This window comes from Roseburia sp. (assembly GCF_041325975.1).
Taxonomy (GTDB): Bacteria; Bacillota; Clostridia; order Lachnospirales; family Lachnospiraceae; genus Roseburia; species Roseburia rectibacter.
In genome coordinates this window covers 101,215-120,516 of the sequence record NZ_JBGLEJ010000004.1, presented here as the reverse complement: position 1 = coordinate 120,516, position 19,302 = coordinate 101,215, and the positions used below count along the sequence as shown (strand labels likewise).

18 protein-coding genes and 2 pseudogenes are annotated in these 19,302 nt (G+C 42.9%); 19 read left to right on the top strand and 1 reads right to left on the bottom strand.

Annotated features, from left to right (window positions below; translation table 11 throughout):
- Positions 1 to 33: 33 nt before the first annotated feature.
- The 3 genes from purF to fucO all read left to right on the top strand — a co-directional run bounded on the left by purF (position 34) and on the right by fucO (position 4,273).
- Positions 34 to 1,497 carry an amidophosphoribosyltransferase gene (gene purF, locus ACDD58_RS03940; RefSeq protein WP_117922226.1) on the top strand — a complete coding sequence of 488 codons (1,464 nt, stop codon included), beginning with the start codon at positions 34 to 36 and terminating at the stop codon, positions 1,495 to 1,497.
- A gap of 25 nt (positions 1,498 to 1,522) precedes the next feature.
- A complete protein-coding gene (gene purB, locus ACDD58_RS03935; RefSeq protein ID WP_370775929.1) occupies positions 1,523 to 2,974 on the top strand; it encodes an adenylosuccinate lyase in 1,452 nt (483 codons plus the stop codon).
- Positions 2,975 to 3,127: 153 nt separating this feature from the next.
- Complete coding sequence (gene fucO, locus ACDD58_RS03930; RefSeq protein ID WP_117922224.1) at positions 3,128 to 4,273, top strand: lactaldehyde reductase; 1,146 nt, start codon at positions 3,128 to 3,130, stop codon at positions 4,271 to 4,273.
- Between the two features lie 139 nt (positions 4,274 to 4,412).
- Here fucO and ACDD58_RS03925 read toward each other — a convergent pair whose 3' ends face one another.
- Positions 4,413 to 4,982, bottom strand: a complete 570-nt coding sequence (locus ACDD58_RS03925; RefSeq protein WP_117922223.1) for a TetR/AcrR family transcriptional regulator C-terminal domain-containing protein — start codon at positions 4,980 to 4,982, stop codon at positions 4,413 to 4,415.
- Positions 4,983 to 5,229: 247 nt separating this feature from the next.
- Between ACDD58_RS03925 and ACDD58_RS03920 the strand changes: the two genes are divergently transcribed.
- The 16 genes and pseudogenes from ACDD58_RS03920 (at position 5,230) to ACDD58_RS03845 (ending at position 19,215) form a co-directional block, all read left to right on the top strand.
- Positions 5,230 to 6,831: a xylulokinase gene (locus tag ACDD58_RS03920; protein WP_117922222.1), complete on the top strand. Its 1,602-nt coding sequence runs from the start codon at positions 5,230 to 5,232 to the stop codon at positions 6,829 to 6,831.
- Positions 6,832 to 6,857: 26 nt separating this feature from the next.
- Positions 6,858 to 8,354, top strand: a complete 1,497-nt coding sequence (gene araA / locus ACDD58_RS03915; RefSeq protein WP_117922221.1) for an L-arabinose isomerase — start codon at positions 6,858 to 6,860, stop codon at positions 8,352 to 8,354.
- A 186-nt stretch (positions 8,355 to 8,540) separates the two neighbouring features.
- Positions 8,541 to 9,194: a fructose-6-phosphate aldolase gene (fsa, locus tag ACDD58_RS03910; protein ID WP_006858099.1), complete on the top strand. Its 654-nt coding sequence runs from the start codon at positions 8,541 to 8,543 to the stop codon at positions 9,192 to 9,194.
- 427 nt (positions 9,195 to 9,621) lie between these two features.
- Positions 9,622 to 10,461, top strand: a complete 840-nt coding sequence (locus ACDD58_RS03905) for a transketolase (RefSeq protein WP_370775924.1) — start codon at positions 9,622 to 9,624, stop codon at positions 10,459 to 10,461.
- Entirely contained in the window at positions 10,449 to 11,396 is a 948-nt protein-coding gene (locus tag ACDD58_RS03900; RefSeq protein ID WP_117922219.1) for a transketolase family protein, read from the top strand. The genes ACDD58_RS03905 and ACDD58_RS03900 overlap by 13 nt, the downstream gene beginning before the upstream one ends.
- On the top strand, positions 11,390 to 12,085 hold the full coding sequence (locus ACDD58_RS03895) for an L-ribulose-5-phosphate 4-epimerase (protein WP_370775921.1): 696 nt from the start codon (positions 11,390 to 11,392) through the stop codon (positions 12,083 to 12,085). The genes ACDD58_RS03900 and ACDD58_RS03895 overlap by 7 nt, the downstream gene beginning before the upstream one ends.
- Before the next feature lie 44 nt (positions 12,086 to 12,129).
- The gene (locus ACDD58_RS03890) at positions 12,130 to 13,173 is read left to right on the top strand and encodes an aldose epimerase family protein (RefSeq protein ID WP_370775919.1); all 1,044 of its coding nucleotides are present in this window, start codon (positions 12,130 to 12,132) and stop codon (positions 13,171 to 13,173) included.
- A gap of 43 nt (positions 13,174 to 13,216) precedes the next feature.
- Positions 13,217 to 13,663, top strand: coding sequence for a hybrid sensor histidine kinase/response regulator (locus tag ACDD58_RS03885; protein WP_117922216.1), 447 nt, complete (start codon positions 13,217 to 13,219; stop codon positions 13,661 to 13,663).
- A gap of 231 nt (positions 13,664 to 13,894) precedes the next feature.
- Entirely contained in the window at positions 13,895 to 14,374 is a 480-nt protein-coding gene (locus ACDD58_RS03880; protein ID WP_158570887.1) for an AAA family ATPase, read from the top strand.
- Complete coding sequence (locus ACDD58_RS03875; RefSeq protein ID WP_118210456.1) at positions 14,311 to 15,747, top strand: AAA family ATPase; 1,437 nt, start codon at positions 14,311 to 14,313, stop codon at positions 15,745 to 15,747. The genes ACDD58_RS03880 and ACDD58_RS03875 overlap by 64 nt, the downstream gene beginning before the upstream one ends.
- Before the next feature lie 17 nt (positions 15,748 to 15,764).
- Positions 15,765 to 16,355, top strand: a pseudogene (locus ACDD58_RS03870) (AAA family ATPase); the annotation flags it as partial.
- A 15-nt stretch (positions 16,356 to 16,370) separates the two neighbouring features.
- Positions 16,371 to 16,592, top strand: a pseudogene (locus ACDD58_RS03865) (PDDEXK nuclease domain-containing protein); the annotation flags it as partial.
- Positions 16,593 to 17,214: 622 nt separating this feature from the next.
- Positions 17,215 to 18,234 carry a lysozyme inhibitor LprI family protein gene (locus tag ACDD58_RS03860; RefSeq protein ID WP_370775915.1) on the top strand — a complete coding sequence of 340 codons (1,020 nt, stop codon included), beginning with the start codon at positions 17,215 to 17,217 and terminating at the stop codon, positions 18,232 to 18,234.
- 14 nt (positions 18,235 to 18,248) lie between these two features.
- Positions 18,249 to 18,323 (top strand): hypothetical protein, encoded by a 75-nt coding sequence (locus ACDD58_RS03855; RefSeq protein WP_370777442.1) that lies wholly within the window; start codon positions 18,249 to 18,251, stop codon positions 18,321 to 18,323.
- A 213-nt stretch (positions 18,324 to 18,536) separates the two neighbouring features.
- The gene (locus tag ACDD58_RS03850; protein ID WP_243006913.1) at positions 18,537 to 18,824 is read left to right on the top strand and encodes a hypothetical protein; all 288 of its coding nucleotides are present in this window, start codon (positions 18,537 to 18,539) and stop codon (positions 18,822 to 18,824) included.
- 127 nt (positions 18,825 to 18,951) lie between these two features.
- Entirely contained in the window at positions 18,952 to 19,215 is a 264-nt protein-coding gene (locus tag ACDD58_RS03845; protein WP_117922211.1) for an Obg family GTPase CgtA, read from the top strand.
- Positions 19,216 to 19,302 lie beyond the last annotated feature (87 nt).

Here is a 19,302-nt window from a genome sequence, read left to right as displayed (position 1 = left end):
TCGGATTTTGCTTCGCAAAACAAGGAGGATTTTATGGACAACAATGGATTTGTGAAAGATACACCATGGCAGACAAATGGCGACAGCGGACTGCATGAGGAATGTGGTGTATTCGGAATGTACGATTTTGATGGCGGAGACGTTGCATCCACGATTTATTATGGTCTTTTTGCATTGCAGCACCGTGGACAGGAGAGCTGTGGTATTGCAGTCAGTGAAACAAACGGGCCAAAGGGAAAAGTAACCTCATACAAAGGCATGGGACTTGTCAATGAGGTATTTACGCAGGATAATTTAGAGCCTATGCATGGCGATATCGGTGTTGGACATGTCCGTTATTCGACGGCAGGAGCTTCTACCCGCGAGAATGCACAGCCATTGGTTCTTAATTACGTTAAGGGAACACTTGCGCTTGCCCACAATGGAAACCTGATCAATGCAATGGAACTGCGTAAGGATTTAGAGTATACCGGAGCAATTTTCCAGACGACGATCGACTCTGAGGTCATCGCCTATCACATTGCCCGTGAGCGTTTAAATTCAAACAGTGTGGAAGAGGCAGTGGGACGTGCATGCCAGAAGATAAAGGGTGCATTTGCGTTAGTTGTGATGAGTCCGAGAAAATTAGTCGGAGCGCGTGATCCGTATGGTTTTAAACCGCTTTGTATCGGAAAACGTGACAATGCCTATATTTTAGCATCCGAGACGTGTGCATTAGATACGATCGGTGCAGAGTATGTCCGTGATGTATTGCCGGGTGAGATCGTTACGATCACACCGGAGGGCGGTATCCAGTCGGATCTTTCCTTAGCACTGCCAAAAGAAAAAGAAGCACGCTGTATTTTTGAATATATTTATTTTGCAAGACCGGACAGCCACATTGACGGTGTGAGCGTTTATGCATCCAGAATTAAGGCAGGACGTTTCCTTGCCATGGATTCACCGGTGGATGCTGATCTTGTTGTCGGTGTTCCGGAATCCGGAAATGCGGCAGCACTCGGTTATTCCCTGCAGTCGGGAATCCCATATGGCACCGCATTTGTGAAAAACGGATATGTCGGAAGAACTTTCATCAAGCCGAAACAGAGCAGCAGAGAGTCAAGCGTGCGTGTAAAATTAAATGTTTTAAAAGAAGCGGTAGATGGAAAACGTATCATCATGATCGATGATTCCATTGTCCGTGGTACAACGTCAGACCGTATCGTAAAGATGCTGCGTGACGCAGGAGCGACAGAAGTACATGTAAGGATCAGTTCACCACCATTTTTATGGCCGTGCTATTTTGGAACGGATATTCCGGAGCGGGAACAGTTGATCGCATATAACCGTTCCATCGAAGATATCCGTAAGATCATCGGTGCAGATTCCCTTGGTTACCTTGGGATTGAGCGTTTAGAGGAGATGGTTGGCGGATTAAACATCTGTAAGGGATGCTTTACCGGTACTTATCCGATGGAGCCGCCAAAAGAAGACATCCGCGGCGATTTTGAGAGATAATTAAACACTATTAAGGAGAATAGAAATGAGTACAGACAGATATACAAGTCCATTATCTGAGCGTTATGCCAGCAAGGAGATGCAGTATATTTTTTCACAGGATAAAAAATTCCGTACATGGAGAAAATTATGGATCGCATTAGCTGAGACAGAGATGGGGTTAGGACTTTCCGAGAATGGAAAGCCGGTCATTACACAGGAGCAGATCGACGAGTTAAAGGCACATGCCGAGGACATTAACTATGATGTCGCAAGAGAGCGTGAGAAACTGGTTCGCCATGATGTTATGAGTCATGTATATGCATACGGACAGCAGTGCCCGAAAGCGGCAGGAATCATCCATCTTGGAGCAACTTCCTGTTATGTTGGAGACAATACAGATATTATTTTAATGCGTGAAGCATTGGAATTAGTTCATAAAAAACTGGTCAATGTTATTGCAGAACTTGCAAAATTTGCAGATACCTATAAAAATCTGCCGACACTGGCATTTACCCATTTCCAGCCTGCACAGCCGACGACCGTTGGAAAACGTGCGACACTGTGGGCACAGGAATTTATCATGGATCTTGAGGATCTTGAGTATGTCATGGGATCTTTGAAACTGCTTGGTTCAAAAGGAACAACCGGAACACAGGCAAGTTTCTTAGAACTGTTTGACGGAGATCAGGAGACGATCGATAAGATCGATCCGATGATCGCTGCAAAGATGGGATTTAAAGAATGTTACGCAGTTTCCGGACAGACTTACTCCAGAAAAGTAGATACCAGAGTTGCAAATATTCTTGCAGGCATTGCGGCAAGTGCGCATAAGATGTCAAATGATATCCGCCTGTTACAGCACTTAAAAGAAGTAGAAGAACCGTTTGAAAAGAACCAGATCGGATCTTCCGCTATGGCATATAAACGCAACCCGATGCGTTCTGAGCGTATTGCATCTTTATCACGTTATGTCATGATCGATGCATTAAACCCGGCGATCACCTCTGCAACACAGTGGTTTGAGCGTACCTTAGATGATTCCGCAAACAAGAGACTTTCCATTCCGGAAGGATTCCTTGCGATCGATGGTATCTTAGACCTGTGCTTAAATGTAGTAGATGGATTAGTCGTATATGATAAAGTCATCACCAAACATTTAATGGCAGAGCTTCCATTTATGGCAACAGAAAACATTATGATGGATGCTGTAAAAAATGGCGGCAACCGTCAGGAGCTGCATGAGAAGATCCGTACTTTATCCATGCAGGCGGGCAAGACTGTCAAAGAAGAAGGAAAAGACAACAATCTGCTTGAACTGATCGCAGCAGATCCAGAGTTTAACCTGACATTAGAGGAACTTCAGTCAACGATGGATCCGGCAAAATATGTGGGACGTGCACCGATCCAGGTAGATAAGTTTATCGCAAATGTGGTAAAACCGATCTTAGATGCCAATGCAGCAGAGCTTGGAGTAAAAGCTGAGATCAATGTATAATCCGATCAGAAAATAAGTAAATGAAAATCCTGCTGGAAGTTCCGGCGGGATTTTTATTTTTTTGTTACAATTTCACTGTTTTGTCACTTACAAATAAGATTTCGTCCTGTTACAATCAAAGTATCATAAGTATTGGAAAAGGAGAAGATTATTATGGCAAACAGAATTATGTTAAACGAAACATCTTATCACGGAGCAGGAGCAATCGAGGAGATCGCAACAGAGGCAAAAGCGCGTGCATTCAAAAAAGCGTTTGTATGCTCAGATCCTGACCTGATCAAATTTGGTGTCACAAAAAAAGTAACAGATATTCTGGATAAAAACGGACTTGCTTATGAGATCTATTCTGATATCAAAGCAAATCCTACGATCCAGAACGTACAGCATGGTGTAGAGGCATTTAAGAAAGCAGGTGCTGATTATCTGATCGCGATCGGAGGCGGCTCTTCCATGGATACTTCCAAAGCGATCGGAATCATTATCGCGAACCCGGAATTTGAGGATGTCAGAAGTCTTGAAGGCGTTGCTCCTACGAAAAAACCATGTGTACCGATCATTGCAGTACCTACAACCGCTGGTACAGCAGCAGAAGTTACAATCAACTACGTTATCACGGATGTGGAGAGAAAGAGAAAATTTGTCTGTGTTGATCCGCACGACATGCCGGTGATCGCGATCGTTGATCCGGATATGATGTCCTCCATGCCAAAAGGACTGACAGCTTCCACCGGTATGGATGCCTTGACACATGCAATCGAGGGATATACAACTAAGGCTGCATGGGAAATGACAGATATGTTCCATCTGAAAGCAATCGAGATCATTTCAAGATCTCTGCGTGATGCAGTGGATAATAAGAAAGAGGGACGTGAGGGAATGGCACTTGGACAGTACATTGCCGGAATGGGCTTCTCTAACGTAGGTCTTGGAATCGCTCATTCCATGGCACATACCTTAGGTGCTGTCTATGATACACCACATGGTGTGGCATGTGCGATGATGCTTCCGATCGTTATGGAATACAACGCTGACTGTACCGGAGAAAAATACCGTGAGATCGCCCGTGCAATGGGAGTCAAAGGTGTGGATGATATGTCAGTGGAAGAATACCGTAAAGCTGCAGTTGATGCGGTACAGAAACTTTCTGTGGATGTCGGAATCCCGACAAAACTTGAGTCATTAAAAGAAGAAGACCTTGATTTCCTTGCGGAATCTGCTCATGCAGATGCATGTGCTCCAGGTAACCCGAAAGATGCCAGTGTGGAAGATCTGAAGAATCTTTTCCGGAAACTGATGTAATTGCAGCGGTGAAATCATAGAATGTACGCTTTATGATTCGTATATTGTCATAAGTAAAAGAAAACCTTTCAGGCATAATTGTTTTGCCTGGAAGGTTTTTTTGTAACAGAAATGTTTATGAATGTAACATTTTCCTGCATCAAACCAACCCGTATTTATGAAATACAGTCTGCAGTTCTTCCGGCATGGCAGATGCAAGGGCATGTGCGAGTTCTTCGGCAGAACATTTGCGATAGCCAAGCACCCACTGTACGGTCATATAAATGGAACCCTGGCAGTACATTTCTAACTGAAACTGCAGCTGACGGGAAAGTCTGCACGCCATGCGCGTCTCAAGCTGTTCGGCGTAAAATGCACAGATCAGTTGAAAATCATGATCTCTCAGACAATTCTGATCGTCATTTTTAAAAGCTGCTTTAAAAAAGAGCTTTTCCTGCTGGATATAATGAAATTTATTTACCAGTCCTTCATACACAGTTTTCCCTTCACCCATATGTTCGAAAGATTCCAGTAAAATTTTATCAAAATACCAGTTGATAAGGTCATACTTATCCTTAAAATTCCGGTAAAAGGTCTGGCGTGTCACGCCGCAGGTCTCCACAATCTCCGTGACGGTGATCTTCTCTACGGAGGCGGATTTCATGCATTCTTTCATTGCGGTGGCAAGTTTGTATTTGATGGTTTCATTTGTTTTATGTTCTGATGGCATGGGAAAATCTCTTTCTTTTTACGTTGTGATTAGTTCGTGCTGGTCTGTATTTTATTCCGCAGTGTTCCTTCTTATCTGGCACTGCTCATAGCTTAATACATTATACCATACATGGTCAGGAACAAAGCGAATTTATAGAGATTTTATAAAGTGGTATTTTAAGAAAAAACAACTTGTTAACACATGCATACAAGTTGTATGCTGAAAGTATAGAAGAAGTGGTTTATATCTGAAAGGAGAAGGGATAATGAGTAACGCAAAGCAGACGATTGAAGCCGGAAAAGCGGTACTGGGGATTGAATTCGGTTCAACCAGGATCAAGGCGGTTCTCGTGAATGAGGCAGGGGAGCCGGTCGCATCCGGTGCACATGACTGGGAAAACCGTTTAGAGGAAGGAATCTGGACATACAGTCTGGACGATATCTGGACGGGACTTACCGACTGTTATGGCAAATTAACAGAGGATGTAAAGGAAAAATACGATACAGTGATCAAATCACTCGCAGCGATCGGATTTTCCGGCATGATGCATGGTTATATGGCATTTGATAAAGATGAGGAGCTGCTGGTACCATTCCGTACCTGGCGCAACACGATCACGGGGGAGGCAGCTGCAGCACTGACAAAGGAGTTTTCATTTAATATTCCGCAGCGCTGGAGTATCGCACACTTATATCAGGCGATCTTAAACGGAGAAGAACACGTAAGCAGTATTTCATATTTTACAACGTTAGCCGGATATATTCACTGGAAACTGACAGGCGAAAAAGTACTCGGTGTCGGGGAGGCATCCGGTATGTTCCCGATCGACGCGAAGACAAGAGATTACAATCAGGCGATGATCGATAAATTTGATGCGCTTGTGGCACCGAAGGGATATCCGTGGAAGCTTCGTGATATTTTACCAAAAGTTCTGGTTGCAGGAGAAAAAGCAGGAACATTGTCGGCTGAGGGGGCAAAATTATTAGATAAGAGCGGTAATCTTTCCGCAGGCATTCCGCTCTGCCCGCCGGAGGGAGATGCCGGAACCGGTATGGCAGCAACTAATTCCGTTGCAGTACGCACAGGAAACGTATCAGCCGGAACCTCTGTGTTTGCAATGGTTGTTCTTGAGGAAGATTTAAAGAATGTGCATGAGGAACTGGATATGGTGACTACGCCATCTGGAGACACTGTTGCAATGGTTCACTGCAACAACTGTACATCGGATCTGAATGCATGGGTTGGACTTTTTAAAGAATTTGCGGAAGCATTCGGATTAAAACCGGACATGAACGAATTGTTTGGAACACTTTACCGGAAAGCATTAGAGGGAGATAAAGACTGCGGAGGTCTGATTTCCTACAATTATTTTTCCGGCGAACCGGTAACCGGTCTGAATGAAGGACGTCCGCTTTTCGTGCGCAGACCGGACGCACATTTTACACTGGCAAACTTTATGAAAAGCAATCTTTATGCATCACTTGCCACTTTAAAGATCGGTCTTGATATCCTGTTAAAAGAGGAAAAAGTAAAAGTAGACCGTATTTACGGTCATGGAGGACTGTTTAAGACAAAAGGAGTCGGACAGGGAATCCTTGCAGCGGCTATGGATGCACCGGTAGCGGTTATGGAGACTGCAGGTGAGGGTGGTCCGTGGGGCATGGCACTGCTTGCATCTTACATGGTTCACAAAAAAGAGGGTGAAACATTAGAGCAGTACTTATCTGAACGGATCTTTAACGGGGAAACAGGAACTGTCATGGAACCGGATCCTTTGGATGTGGCAGGATTCGATGCTTATATTGAAAGTTATAAAAAGACACTGGAAGCAGAAAAGGCAGCCGTAGAGACGATGCCGATCTTATAAAAATTATATCAGGAGGATATTTACACATGTTAAAAACAAAAAATTACAAATTCTGGTTTTGTACCGGATCACAGGATCTATATGGGGATGAGTGCTTAGAACACGTGGCAGAGCATGCAAAGATCATTGTTGCAAAATTAAATGAATCCGGGGTACTTCCTTATGAGGTTGTCTGGAAACCGACACTGATCACAAATGAACTGATCCGAAAGACTTTTAACGAGGCAAATATGGATGAGGAATGTGCAGGTGTGATCACGTGGATGCACACATTTTCGCCGGCAAAATCCTGGATCTTAGGATTACAGGAATACAGAAAGCCGTTATTACATTTACATACCCAGTTCAATGAAGAAATCCCGTATGATACCATCGATATGGATTTCATGAATGAAAACCAGTCTGCACATGGTGACAGAGAGTACGGTCATATCGTAACCCGTATGAGAATTGAACGTAAAGTAGTTGTCGGACACTGGTCTGATCCGGCAGTACAGGAAAAAATCGCTTCCTGGATGCGCACGGCAGTCGGCGTGATCGAGAGCAGCCATATCCGTGTGATGCGTGTTGCTGACAATATGAGAAATGTTGCGGTAACTGAAGGCGATAAAGTGGAAGCACAGTTGAAATTTGGCTGGGAAGTCGATGCATATCCGGTCAATGAGATCGCAGAGTCCGTTGCAGCAGTATCTGAATCCGATACCAATGCATTGGTCGATGAATATTACGATAAATATGACATTTTGTTAGAGGGACGCGATCCGGAAGAATTTCGACGTCATGTTGCCGTTCAGGCACAGATCGAACTTGGTTTTGAGCGTTTCTTAGACGAAAAGAATTATCAGGCGATCGTAACCCACTTTGGTGATCTTGGTGCCTTAAAACAGCTTCCGGGACTTGCAATCCAGAGACTGATGGAAAAAGGTTATGGTTTTGGTGCGGAGGGGGACTGGAAAGTTGCTGCAATGGTACGTCTGATGAAGATCATGACCGAGGGCAAAAAAGATGCAAAGGGAACTTCTATGTTAGAGGATTACACTTACAACTTTGTCAAAGGCAAAGAGGGTATCTTAGAGGCACATATGTTAGAGATCTGTCCGTCAATCGCTGATGGTCCGATCAGTATCAAATGTCAGCCGCTTTCCATGGGTGACAGAGAAGATCCTGCAAGACTGGTATTTACATCCAAAGAAGGAAAAGGTATTGCAACTTCCCTGATCGATCTTGGCAACCGTTTCCGTCTGATCATCAATGATGTGGACTGCAAAAAAGTGGAAAAACCAATGCCGAAACTTCCTGTAGCAACTAATTTCTGGACACCACAGCCGGATCTTTATACCGGTGCAGAGGCATGGATTCTTGCAGGCGGCGCACATCATACGGCATTTACTTACGATCTGACTGCAGAGCAGATGGGTGACTGGGCAAATGCAATGGGAATTGAAGCTGTTTATATTGACAAAGATACGAAGATCCGTGATTTTAAACGTGATCTGCAGATTGGGGAACTGTTTTACCGTTAAACAACAATAACATGCATGTGTATATTTATGATGAAAAAATTGTTTTGTGAAAAGTGTGCACATGCACGCAAAAAAGTTGTGCAAAATCATGAAAACATTAAAATACGGTTGAATTTTTATATAAAAGAGACTATCATATAGAAAACAAAATACGTGCACGTGCACACAAAGAAGGAGAAGTGTATTATGAAATTTTTTATTGACACAGCAAACGTAGAGGATATCCGTAAAGCAAATGATATGGGAGTGATCTGTGGTGTTACCACCAACCCGTCTTTGATCGCAAAAGAGGGAAGAGATTTCAATGAAGTAATCAAAGAGATCACATCAATCGTAGACGGACCGATCAGCGGCGAAGTAAAAGCTACAACAGTTGATGCGGAAGGTATGATCAAAGAGGGACGTGAGATCGCAGCAATCCATCCGAACATGGTTGTAAAAATTCCGATGACAGTAGAAGGATTAAAAGCTGTAAAAGTTCTTTCAGCAGAGGGAATTAAAACCAATGTAACACTGATCTTTACAGCAAACCAGGCACTCCTTGCAGCAAGAGCAGGTGCAACCTATGTTTCTCCGTTCCTTGGAAGATTAGATGATATCAGCACGGCAGGCATCGACCTGATCCAGGATATCGTTCAGATCTTCGATAACTATGGACTTGAGACAGAGATCATCGCTGCATCCATCCGTAACCCGATCCACGTAACTGACTGCGCATTGGCAGGTGCACATATCGCAACTGTACCATACAACGTAATCGTCCAGATGACAAAACATCCGTTGACTGATGCCGGAATCGAAAAATTCCAGAAGGACTATAGAGCGGTTTTTGGTGACTAAGGTTTTACAAAAAGACTATAGAAACCGCTCTGACGTCTTCGGAGAGTAAAAAATTTTGAAATATATATAGACGGCTTTGCGGTTTTTGGTGACTAAGGTTTTACAAAAAGACTATAGAAACCGCTCTGACGTCTTCGGAGAGTAAAAAAATTTTGAAATATATATAGACGGCTTTGCTGTATTCGGTGACTAATACAAATCACCGCGAAACTCATTGATGACTCAAGGCAGTTGGAAGTATGGACAGATTTATAAGAAGGTGCTGGGGAGCCGCCGGTACTTAGCGGGTGTATTTTACTCGCTTAGTATCCGCTGCGAGCGACAGGCAGCGAGAGCGTGCCTTCATTAAATCTGTCCATACTTCCAACGTATAAATAATTCAAGATGAGTTTCGCAGAGTATATGAAAAAATTACAGGAGGGTATCAATGACTATCGATGAATTAAAGCAGACAGCAGTCGAGGTGCGCAAGGGCATTGTAACTGCGACACATGCTGCGAAATCCGGGCATCCGGGGGGATCGCTTTCAGCGACAGAGATTTTTACATATTTATATTTTGAAGAGATGAATATTGATCCGAAAGATCCGAAGAAAGAGGATCGTGACCGTTTTGTCTTATCGAAGGGACATACGGCACCGGGACTTTATTCCACTCTGGCAAACCGCGGATATTTTCCGGTGAAAGATTTAGAGACGCTGCGCCATACAGGCTCCTATTTACAGGGACATCCGGATATGAAACATATCCCGGGTGTGGATATGTCTTCCGGTTCTTTAGGGCAGGGAATCTCCTGCGCGGTCGGAATGGCGCTTGCAGGGAAAATGGACAACAAAGATTACCGTGTTTACACACTTTTAGGTGACGGAGAGATTGAGGAAGGACAGGTATGGGAAGCAGCTATGTTTGCCGGACACCGCAAACTCGATAATCTGGTAGTGATCGTTGATAATAATAACATGCAGATTGACGGAACACTTGATGAGGTATGTTCACCGGACCCAATTGACAAAAAGTTTGAGGCTTTCAATTTTCATGTGATCCAGGTTGCAGACGGAAATGATTTTGCACAGCTTGCAGAAGCATTTAAAGAGGCAAAGGAAACCAAAGGCATGCCGACAGCGATCATTGCACACACCTTAAAAGGTAAGGGTGTTTCTTACATGGAAGGTCAGGTAGGCTGGCATGGAAAGGCACCTAACGATGAGGAATATGCGATTGCAATGGAAGAATTAGGAAAGGCGGGTGAAGCATTATGTCAGAAGTAAAGATGATCGCGACCAGAGAAAGTTATGGTAACGCATTAGCTGAACTTGGAAAAGAAAAAGAAAATCTGGTTGTACTTGATGCTGATCTCGCTGCAGCTACCAAGACAGGTATTTTTAAAAAAGCATTTCCGGAGCGCCATATTGACTGTGGTATCGCAGAAGCAAATATGACAGGTATTGCAGCAGGACTTTCTACATGTGGAAAAGTGCCGTTTGTCAGCACATTTGCCATGTTTGCGGCAGGACGTGCCTATGAGCAGGTGCGCAACTCCATTGGTTATCCGCATCTGAATGTAAAGATCGGTGCAACACATGCAGGTATCTCAGTAGGTGAGGATGGAGCGACACATCAGTGTAACGAGGATATCGGTCTGATGCGTGAGATTCCCGGCATGGTCATTATCAATCCAAGTGATGACGTGGAAGCAAAGGCTGCTGTACGTGCGGCTTATGAATATGTAGGTCCTGTTTATATGCGTTTTGGACGTCTGGCAGTTCCGGTCATCAATGACAATCCGGAATATAAGTTTGAGATCGGTAAAGGTGTGGAACTCCGAAAAGGAAAAGACATTACGATCTTTGCGACAGGGCTTTGCGTATCAGAAACATTAAAAGCAGCAGAAACACTGGCAGAGAATGGTATTGATGCACAGGTCATCAATATCCATACGATCAAACCATTAGATGAAGAACTGGTCTTAAAAGCAGCAAAACAGACAGGACGTGTGTATACGGTGGAAGAACACTCTATCATTGGAGGACTTGGCAGTGCAGTTGCAGAGCTGCTCGGTGAAAAATGTCCGACTAAGATAACGAGGATCGGTGTAAATGATGTATTCGGAGAGTCAGGTCCTGCGAAAGAACTGCTTCATAAATATGAACTGGATGCAGAGGGCATTGCAAAACGTATTATGGAGGAACAGAAAGCATGTTAGAGGAATTAAAAAAACAGGTCTATGAGGCGAATATGGAACTGCCGCGCCGCGGACTGATCACCTATACATGGGGAAATGTCAGCGGGATCGACAGGGAAAGCGGATATTTTGTGATCAAGCCAAGTGGTGTGGATTATGATGCATTATCTCCGGATGATATGGTTGTCATGGATTTAAATGGCAATAAGATCGAGGGAAGATACAAACCGTCATCCGATACGGCAACGCATATTGAACTTTATAAAAAATATGAGGAGATCGGTGGAATCGTGCACACACATTCTCCGGAGGCTGTGGCATGGGCGCAGGCAGGAAGAGACATTCCTCTCTATGGAACCACGCACGCAGATTACTTTTTTGGCCCGATTCCGTGCGCAAGAAATCTTACACCGGAGGAGATCAAGGAAGCTTACGAGAAAAACACTGGGTTAGTCATTATCGAGACCTTTGAGACAAGAGGCATCAAACCGATGTATACGCCGGCGGTACTCTGCAAGAATCATGGACCGTTTACCTGGGGAAAAGATGCGGCAGAGGCAGTGCACAATGCAGTTGTGTTAGAGGAAGTTGCGAAGATGGCAAAGAATACAGAACTTTTGAATCCGAAAGTACTTCCGGCACCGGATTGTATCAAAGAAAAGCATTTTTACCGCAAACATGGCGCAAATGCATACTACGGTCAGAATTAAAAATGACAGAAATAAAGCTGTCAGGAAATGAGGATTAAAATAGCATGAACAGTGTCGAGTTTGGAAAGACAAAAGAAGGAAAAGTTGTTACGAAATATCTGTTGAAAAATGAAAATGGTATGGAAGTTTCTGTGACAGATCTTGGGGCAACGATCATATCTGTGCTTGTGCCGGATCAAAACGGTGCAAAACGGGATGTAGTGTTAGGGTATGATACACCAGAGGAGTATCAGGAACATACGTGTTATTTTGGAGCAGTGATCGGTCGTAATGCAAATCGTATCGGCGGAGCAAAAGTTGTTTTAGATGGCAAAGAGTACCCGCTTGAAAAAAATGACAACGGAAATAACCTGCACAGTGGGAAAAACGGTTTTAACGCTGTCATCTGGAGTGTGGAGCAGCAGAAGGAAAATGAGATCACGTTTTCCTATCTGAGTAAGGACTTAGAACAGGATTTTCCGGGAAATATGACTGCGAAAGTTACTTATGCAGTAACGGAGGACAATGCACTTGCAATCACATATGAGGCAGTTGCGGATCAGAATACGGTTGCAAACTTTACAAATCACGCTTATTTTAATCTGAATGGTCATGATTCCGGCAGCATGGAAGATCAGGAACTTGAAATTTTAGCTTCCTATTATACTCCGGTAAAAGATGGAGAGGCGATCCCGACCGGTGATGTGGAAAAGGTTGCCGGAACACCGATGGATTTCCGTAAGATGAAAAAGATCGGTGAGGATATCAGCACAGACTTTGAACAGCTTAAGTTTGTCGGCGGCTATGACCATAATTTTGTCTTAGATAAGGCTGATGGGACAATGCAGCTTGCAGCCCGCGCAAGATCAGAGGAATCCGGTATCTGCATGGATGTCTATACGGACTGTGTCGGTATCCAGTTGTATGCTGGAAATTTCATTGGGAAACAGACAGGAAAAGGCGGTGCATCCTATGATTCTCGCCACGCATTCTGTCTGGAAACACAGTATTTTCCGAATGCAGTGAATGAACCGAATTTTAAATCCCCGGTTTTACATGTGGGAGAAACTTATCATTCTCAGACAAAGTATTGTTTTTCTGTGAAGTAACAGGCAGTATGCTCAGACGTAGATCTGTCAGCATGAATAAAAGATGATGTATAAAACAGTGCCACATCTATTTGAAGAATTTGCCCGGGAGAGGACAAGCACTGAGACCAAAGTTGTCGGAACCGGACTTGGCATGCCGATCGTAAAAGCTTTAGTTGACCTGATGGGCGGTACGATCCGGGTGGAGAGCAAGGAGGGGGGTGGGACAAAGACTACGGTGGATCTGCCGCTTTCCATTGCAAGTGAAAAACAGATCGAAGAGAGCCGCAGACGACAGCGCAGGGATGACGTCAGGGAAGTACTTGCAGATAAAAAGATTCTTCTGGCGGAGGATAATGATCTGAATGCAGAGATCGCGATGACTGCCAATGCGTTTGAGGAGGATCGCAAGCGTGCACTTGAGGTAGGTATGGATGGTTATATCGCAAAGCCGATCCATATGGAGAGTGTGTTAGATGCGCTGCAGGAGGGGCTTGCAGGGAAACATTGAAAGAAAACTGATTGATACGAATTGACAATGGTTATGTATGGTTATATTATGGATATAACCATACATAACCATTTTTGATGCATAGGAGTATGAGATTGCAGATGGAGGAATAGAATACGAAATCCGAAAGATCGTATCAGAGAGATAGATAACCGGTTAGAACAACTGCCGAAGGGAACACTGACTTATAAGAATATTAACGGTAAAAAACAGCCGTATATCCAGCGGACAGTGGAGGGAAAGTCAGTCAGCTGTTATGTTAAGCTATCACAGCGGGAACAGGTACTGGCAGAGTTTGAAGAACGGGGAAAGCTTTCGGAAGAGAAAAAGCGGCTGCTTGCGTATGTGGATGGACTGCAGAATATTTTAAAACGAAATCCATATCTGAATGCGGGAGCCGGGTGCGGATATCAGGATTTTAAAGATTTTGCATGTGGCAGACAGTTTTATGTGGATAAGACACATTTTATTGCAGAATGGGTTTACAGGGATGCAAAAGTCACGCTGATCACGAGACCAAGAAGATTTGGCAAGACGACACTTCTTAGTACAGTTGAGACTTTTTTTGATCCGAGATTTGCAGACCATCCGGAATATTTTGAAAAGTTAAGGGTCTGGGGGATAAAGAGATCCGAAAACTGTTTGGAATGGTTCCTGTTATTTCCATCAGTTTTGGGAACTGTAAGGGAGCAGACTATAAACAGGCGGTAAAAGGAATTGCAGACAGTTTTTATAATATGTATGAAGCACACAGATATCTGCTGAAAAGCACCAGACTGGAAGCGGAGGATCTAAAGGAATATAAGAGTCTGAGAGAACTGTTCCGTGCGGGAGATACCGGAAGGATTGAAATTGCAATACAGAGGCTGTGCCGTCTCGTCTATCTGCACTACCAGATCCTGCCGGTCATTTTAGGGGATGAATATGATACACCTCTGCTTGAAGCATATACGGATGGGTACTGGAGTGAGATGATCGGTACCTGTCGTCAGTTATTTCACAGTACATTTAAGGAAAATCCTTACTATGCGAGGGCTTTGATTACCGGAGTGACGAAGGTTTCAAAAAATTCGCTGTTTTCGGATCTGAATAACCTTGAAACGGATACGGTTACCTGCGAGGCTTACAGTGATTGCTTCGGTTTTACGGAACAGGAAGTAATGGATGCATTAAAGTGCCAGAACATGGATACGATGCATGATGTGAAAGAAATGTATGATGGATTTATTTTTGGAAAACAAAAAGATATGTATAATCCGTGGTCCATCTGTAATTATATGAGGTCCGGGGAATTGCAGTCCTACTGGATCAATACCAGCAGTAACAAACTGATCGGGGAGATCATCCGCAGACATCCTGTGCGTAGCAAACATGAGATTGAACAGCTTATGGCAGGGGAAATCATTCATAAAGAGATCAATGAAAATATCACGTTTCAATATCTTGACGGTGACGAGAACAGTTTTTGGTCACTTTTTCTGGCAGATGGCTATATTAAAGCGGAAAATGTTGGAAAGCAGGGAGAGAGCACATGGTGCGATATGTCGGTCACAAACCGGGAAGTGATGGGAATGTTCCGCTATGAAATCCTTGCGATGTTTGAAAATGGAAATGCCGTTTATAATGATTTTACAAAAGCACTGCTCTCACACCGCATGGAAGATCTGAATGATATTTTGCTGGATATTGCATACACTTCCATGAGTTATTTTGATGTTGGAAAATGTCCCCCGGAGCGTACACCGGAAAATTTTTATCGTGGACTGGTGTTAGGACTCATCGTATCTCTGCGAGATCAATACCGGATCGTATCAAACAGGGAAAGCGGACAGGGGAGGTATGATATCGCAATGTATCCGTTAGAGAGAAATAAGGATGCATTTATCATGGAGTTCAAAGTGTTTGATGCGAAAAAAGAACGGAGTTTAGAGCAGACAGCCGCGAATGCATTAAAGCAGATCGAAGAGAAAAATTATGAGGCGGATCTGATCGCGGCAGGCATCGGACGGGGACAAATCTATAAACTCGGATTTGCATTTCAGGGCAAAGATGTGCTGGTGGTTTCAGGTGAAAATGGGGTATAATCCATATATACGAAAGAGGGGAAAATGGCAGCGGAAAGTCGACATTGTTAGAAGCAATCGCCGTTGCGTATGGGTTTAATCCCGAAGGCGGAACAAAGAATTATGTCTTTTCTACATATGATTCCCATTCAGAATTATGCAATGCGGTAAGAGTCATAAAGAGCATCCGCAGACCAAAGTCGGGATATTTTCTGAGGGCAGAAAGTTTTTACAATGTGGCGACCAAAGAGACAGAATATGCAGATATTGCGCATCCATCTGAAAGATATCATGAAAAATCCCATGGGGAGAGTTTTTTAGCGATCGCACAAAAATATATGAGACCGGATGGTATTTATATTTTTGATGAACCGGAGGCGGCACTGTCACCACAAAGGCAGCTGACACTGCTCATGGATATTTACCGGTGTGCGAAAGCGGGGGCACAGTTTATCATTGTGACACATTCGCCGATCCTGCTTGGAACTCCAGATACGGAGATCTATCAGTTTGACAGAGGGAAAATAAGACACTGTGAATATGAGGAGACGGACAGCTATATCGTGACGGAAATGTTTATCAATAACAGGGAGCATCTGCTGCACCGGCTGTTACAGGAACCGGAGTGAGAAAATAGAGGGCAGCTTAATGCTTATGTAGGATATTATAAGAAAAATGAGATGATAGAGGGAGATAATCCTCCAGTAGGAATACTGCTTTGTACAGATAAAGGTTCTCAGATGGTAGAATATGCCTTATCTGGAATGGATAACCAGTTATTTGTTTCAACGTATATGTTACATTTGCCTGACAAGAAGAAACTCGAAGAATTTATGTTAAAAGAGATAGAAGAAATGGAAATGTAAAGTTAAGCACTTTGTAATTATGGGTATGAAGTATTTTCTGTTAAATGTGGATAGTTTGGAATTTTAATATGGAAAATGAGATAAATTATTCTGATATTTGAAAGTGATCAGTCAGATGGGAAGTTATTTGACGCTGTCCGTTCGGTAAGATTTAAACAAATCTTCATCTGTTCTTAATACATCACATTATTACCTTTAAAACCACAGATATAAACGATATTATTACAAATACGGTTGGGACTATAATCAGATATTTTATTGCACGCTGGATAACAGGTAGTTAAAAAAAAGAGTATTGCTAAATTCAAAAATGAATGACTTTTATGTAATATGCAGTTCTGTCGTAGTTATTATGTTCTTGTTTCATCATTATTATGGGAAATGGCAGTGTAACTTCAAGTTTGGTTAAATATAGAGAGAAATGTTATACCTCGGCTAAAAAGATACAATATTAGATGTTTCATGAGCAGTATTTGAGTTTATTTTAAATTCAGGTATTGCTTTTTTATTTATGCAAAGTTTCACGGGGCCGCTGGTATTTTTTCTCATGTTCATTTATAATTGCTGATAGAGAAAACTGGAAAGAACACCCAATGAATCAGAAAGTAGAGAGTATAAACACATGAAAAAAAGAATTTACAGCATGATATTAATATTAATGACCGGACTTTGTGCCGGATGTGGCAAAGAAGGAGTAAAAAATAATAATACAGGAATAGAAAGCGAATCTTCCCAGGTGGAAGATTCGGTCAGTTTTGAAAACACAGAAGACACAGAAAGCACAGAAGACACAGAAAGCACAGAAGACACAGAAAGCACAGAAGACACAGAAAGCACAGAAAATACAGAAAGTACAGAATACAATGACGTCGTATTAAATGAAGAAACGGATTTTACTTATGACTATTCGGAGGACATCAAAGCGGATGTTGACAATGTGGTATCAGGTTCCGCATCACTGCAGGACGAATTGGAGAATATTGAGAACATCGTAAAGAAATATACGCCGCTGGCGCAGGCAGCCCAGACACAGACAGAAATGAATCTGTCATCCAGATGGTTTTTCGACATATGGGATACGGAATTAAATAACCTTTGGAGCAGATTCAGTGATCTGGCAGATCCGCAGACAAAGGAGAAGATCCTTGCAGAACAGAGAAACTGGATCGCTATGAAGGAAGAAGTGACCTTGCTTCACATTGGATCTTACGAAGAAAACGGCAGTATGTATCCGCTTCTTCAGAATTCTTATCTGGAGGAGATCACGAAGAACAGGGCTTATGTTATTGCAAATGAGCTGGCAAAGATAAAGGGGGAATCCTTTGTTATGCCGGAAAAATCAGCAAAGTACGGTCTGTTTGTGGACAATCAGGGGACTGGCAGCGTATACAGTTCCCTGATCACCAGACAGGGGCTGGAAGGAGAGGATGAAGCGCTTATCTCCATTTACAGAGAGGGAGAAACAAAAGGAACATTTGTTGACAATGGAAACGGGGAGCTGGCTTTCACATCAGATGACGGAAGTGTAAAAGGAACCATCAAAATCAACGGATGGGATGGCGCAAGTTTTAAGGTTACAGAGACATCAGGAGAGGCTGTTTTTTCTGCAGGAGAGGAGGTCAATTTTCCGTTTGCATTTTGACAGCATTGTTTGATATGTTGTTTGTAATGATTCAGCGATATAACAGACAAAGAATCATGAAACTCGTAAATCGGCGGTTGCGGAGGTGAATAAAATATATGCTGAATGTGAAAAATGCTGATATGGCAGATTTTGAACAGATTATGAAAATTTATAAATATGCACAGGATTATATGATAAAGTCCGGAAATCCTGCACAATGAGGGCATTTTTATCCGGATGCAGAGCTAATAAAATCTGATATTTGTCAGAATGTATGCAGGGTAATATATGACAAAGATGGGAGACATGGGGTATTTGCATTGTTTAAAGGTGCAGAACCTGCTTATAAGCATATTGAGAATGGGAATTGGCTGAATGAAGAGCCTTATCTTACTATTCACAGACTTGCTGGGGATGGTCAGGTGCATGGTTTGTTTCAGTGTGTTTTAAATTATTGTAAAAATATTTCTCAAAATATCAGGGCAGATACCCATGCGGATAATCAAATCATGCAAAAGCTGATGGAAAAGAATGGTTTTATGAAATGCGGTATTATATATGTTAAAAATGGAACACCAAGAATTGCATATCATTGGACTGCTTCATAACTTTCAGTTGTGCGTCCGGCAAAGGGCAATTAACCTGGCAGGTGCAAATTCTCTCTGATACATGATATGACAGTGGAAATTTCCTGAATTGACAAAAGAGTTAGAATAGACTAACATGCAAAATAGAATGACAGAGCAGAAAGGGGCAGGAAATGGAAAGAGAGAAGAAAAAGAGGGCAATGATTGCGGGAATGGTCTCAATGACATACTGGTGCCGTTTATGGTATATTATCTGGTCGCAGATATCGGAATGCCTGTGGTAATTGCTGATGTTTTTGACGGCATTTCTTTTATTACAGGATTCGGGTGTGAAAAATTTGAAAACCACCTTTTGACACCCGAATCCTTACGATGTTTGAGTCGAATAGTGTATTCACAACATAACGGCTGACAAATTGCACAAAGTCGAGACTGCTTTTCGGACAACGGAACAAAACAGGCACGGCTTTGTGCAATTTGTCAATCAAGAAGTTTAAAT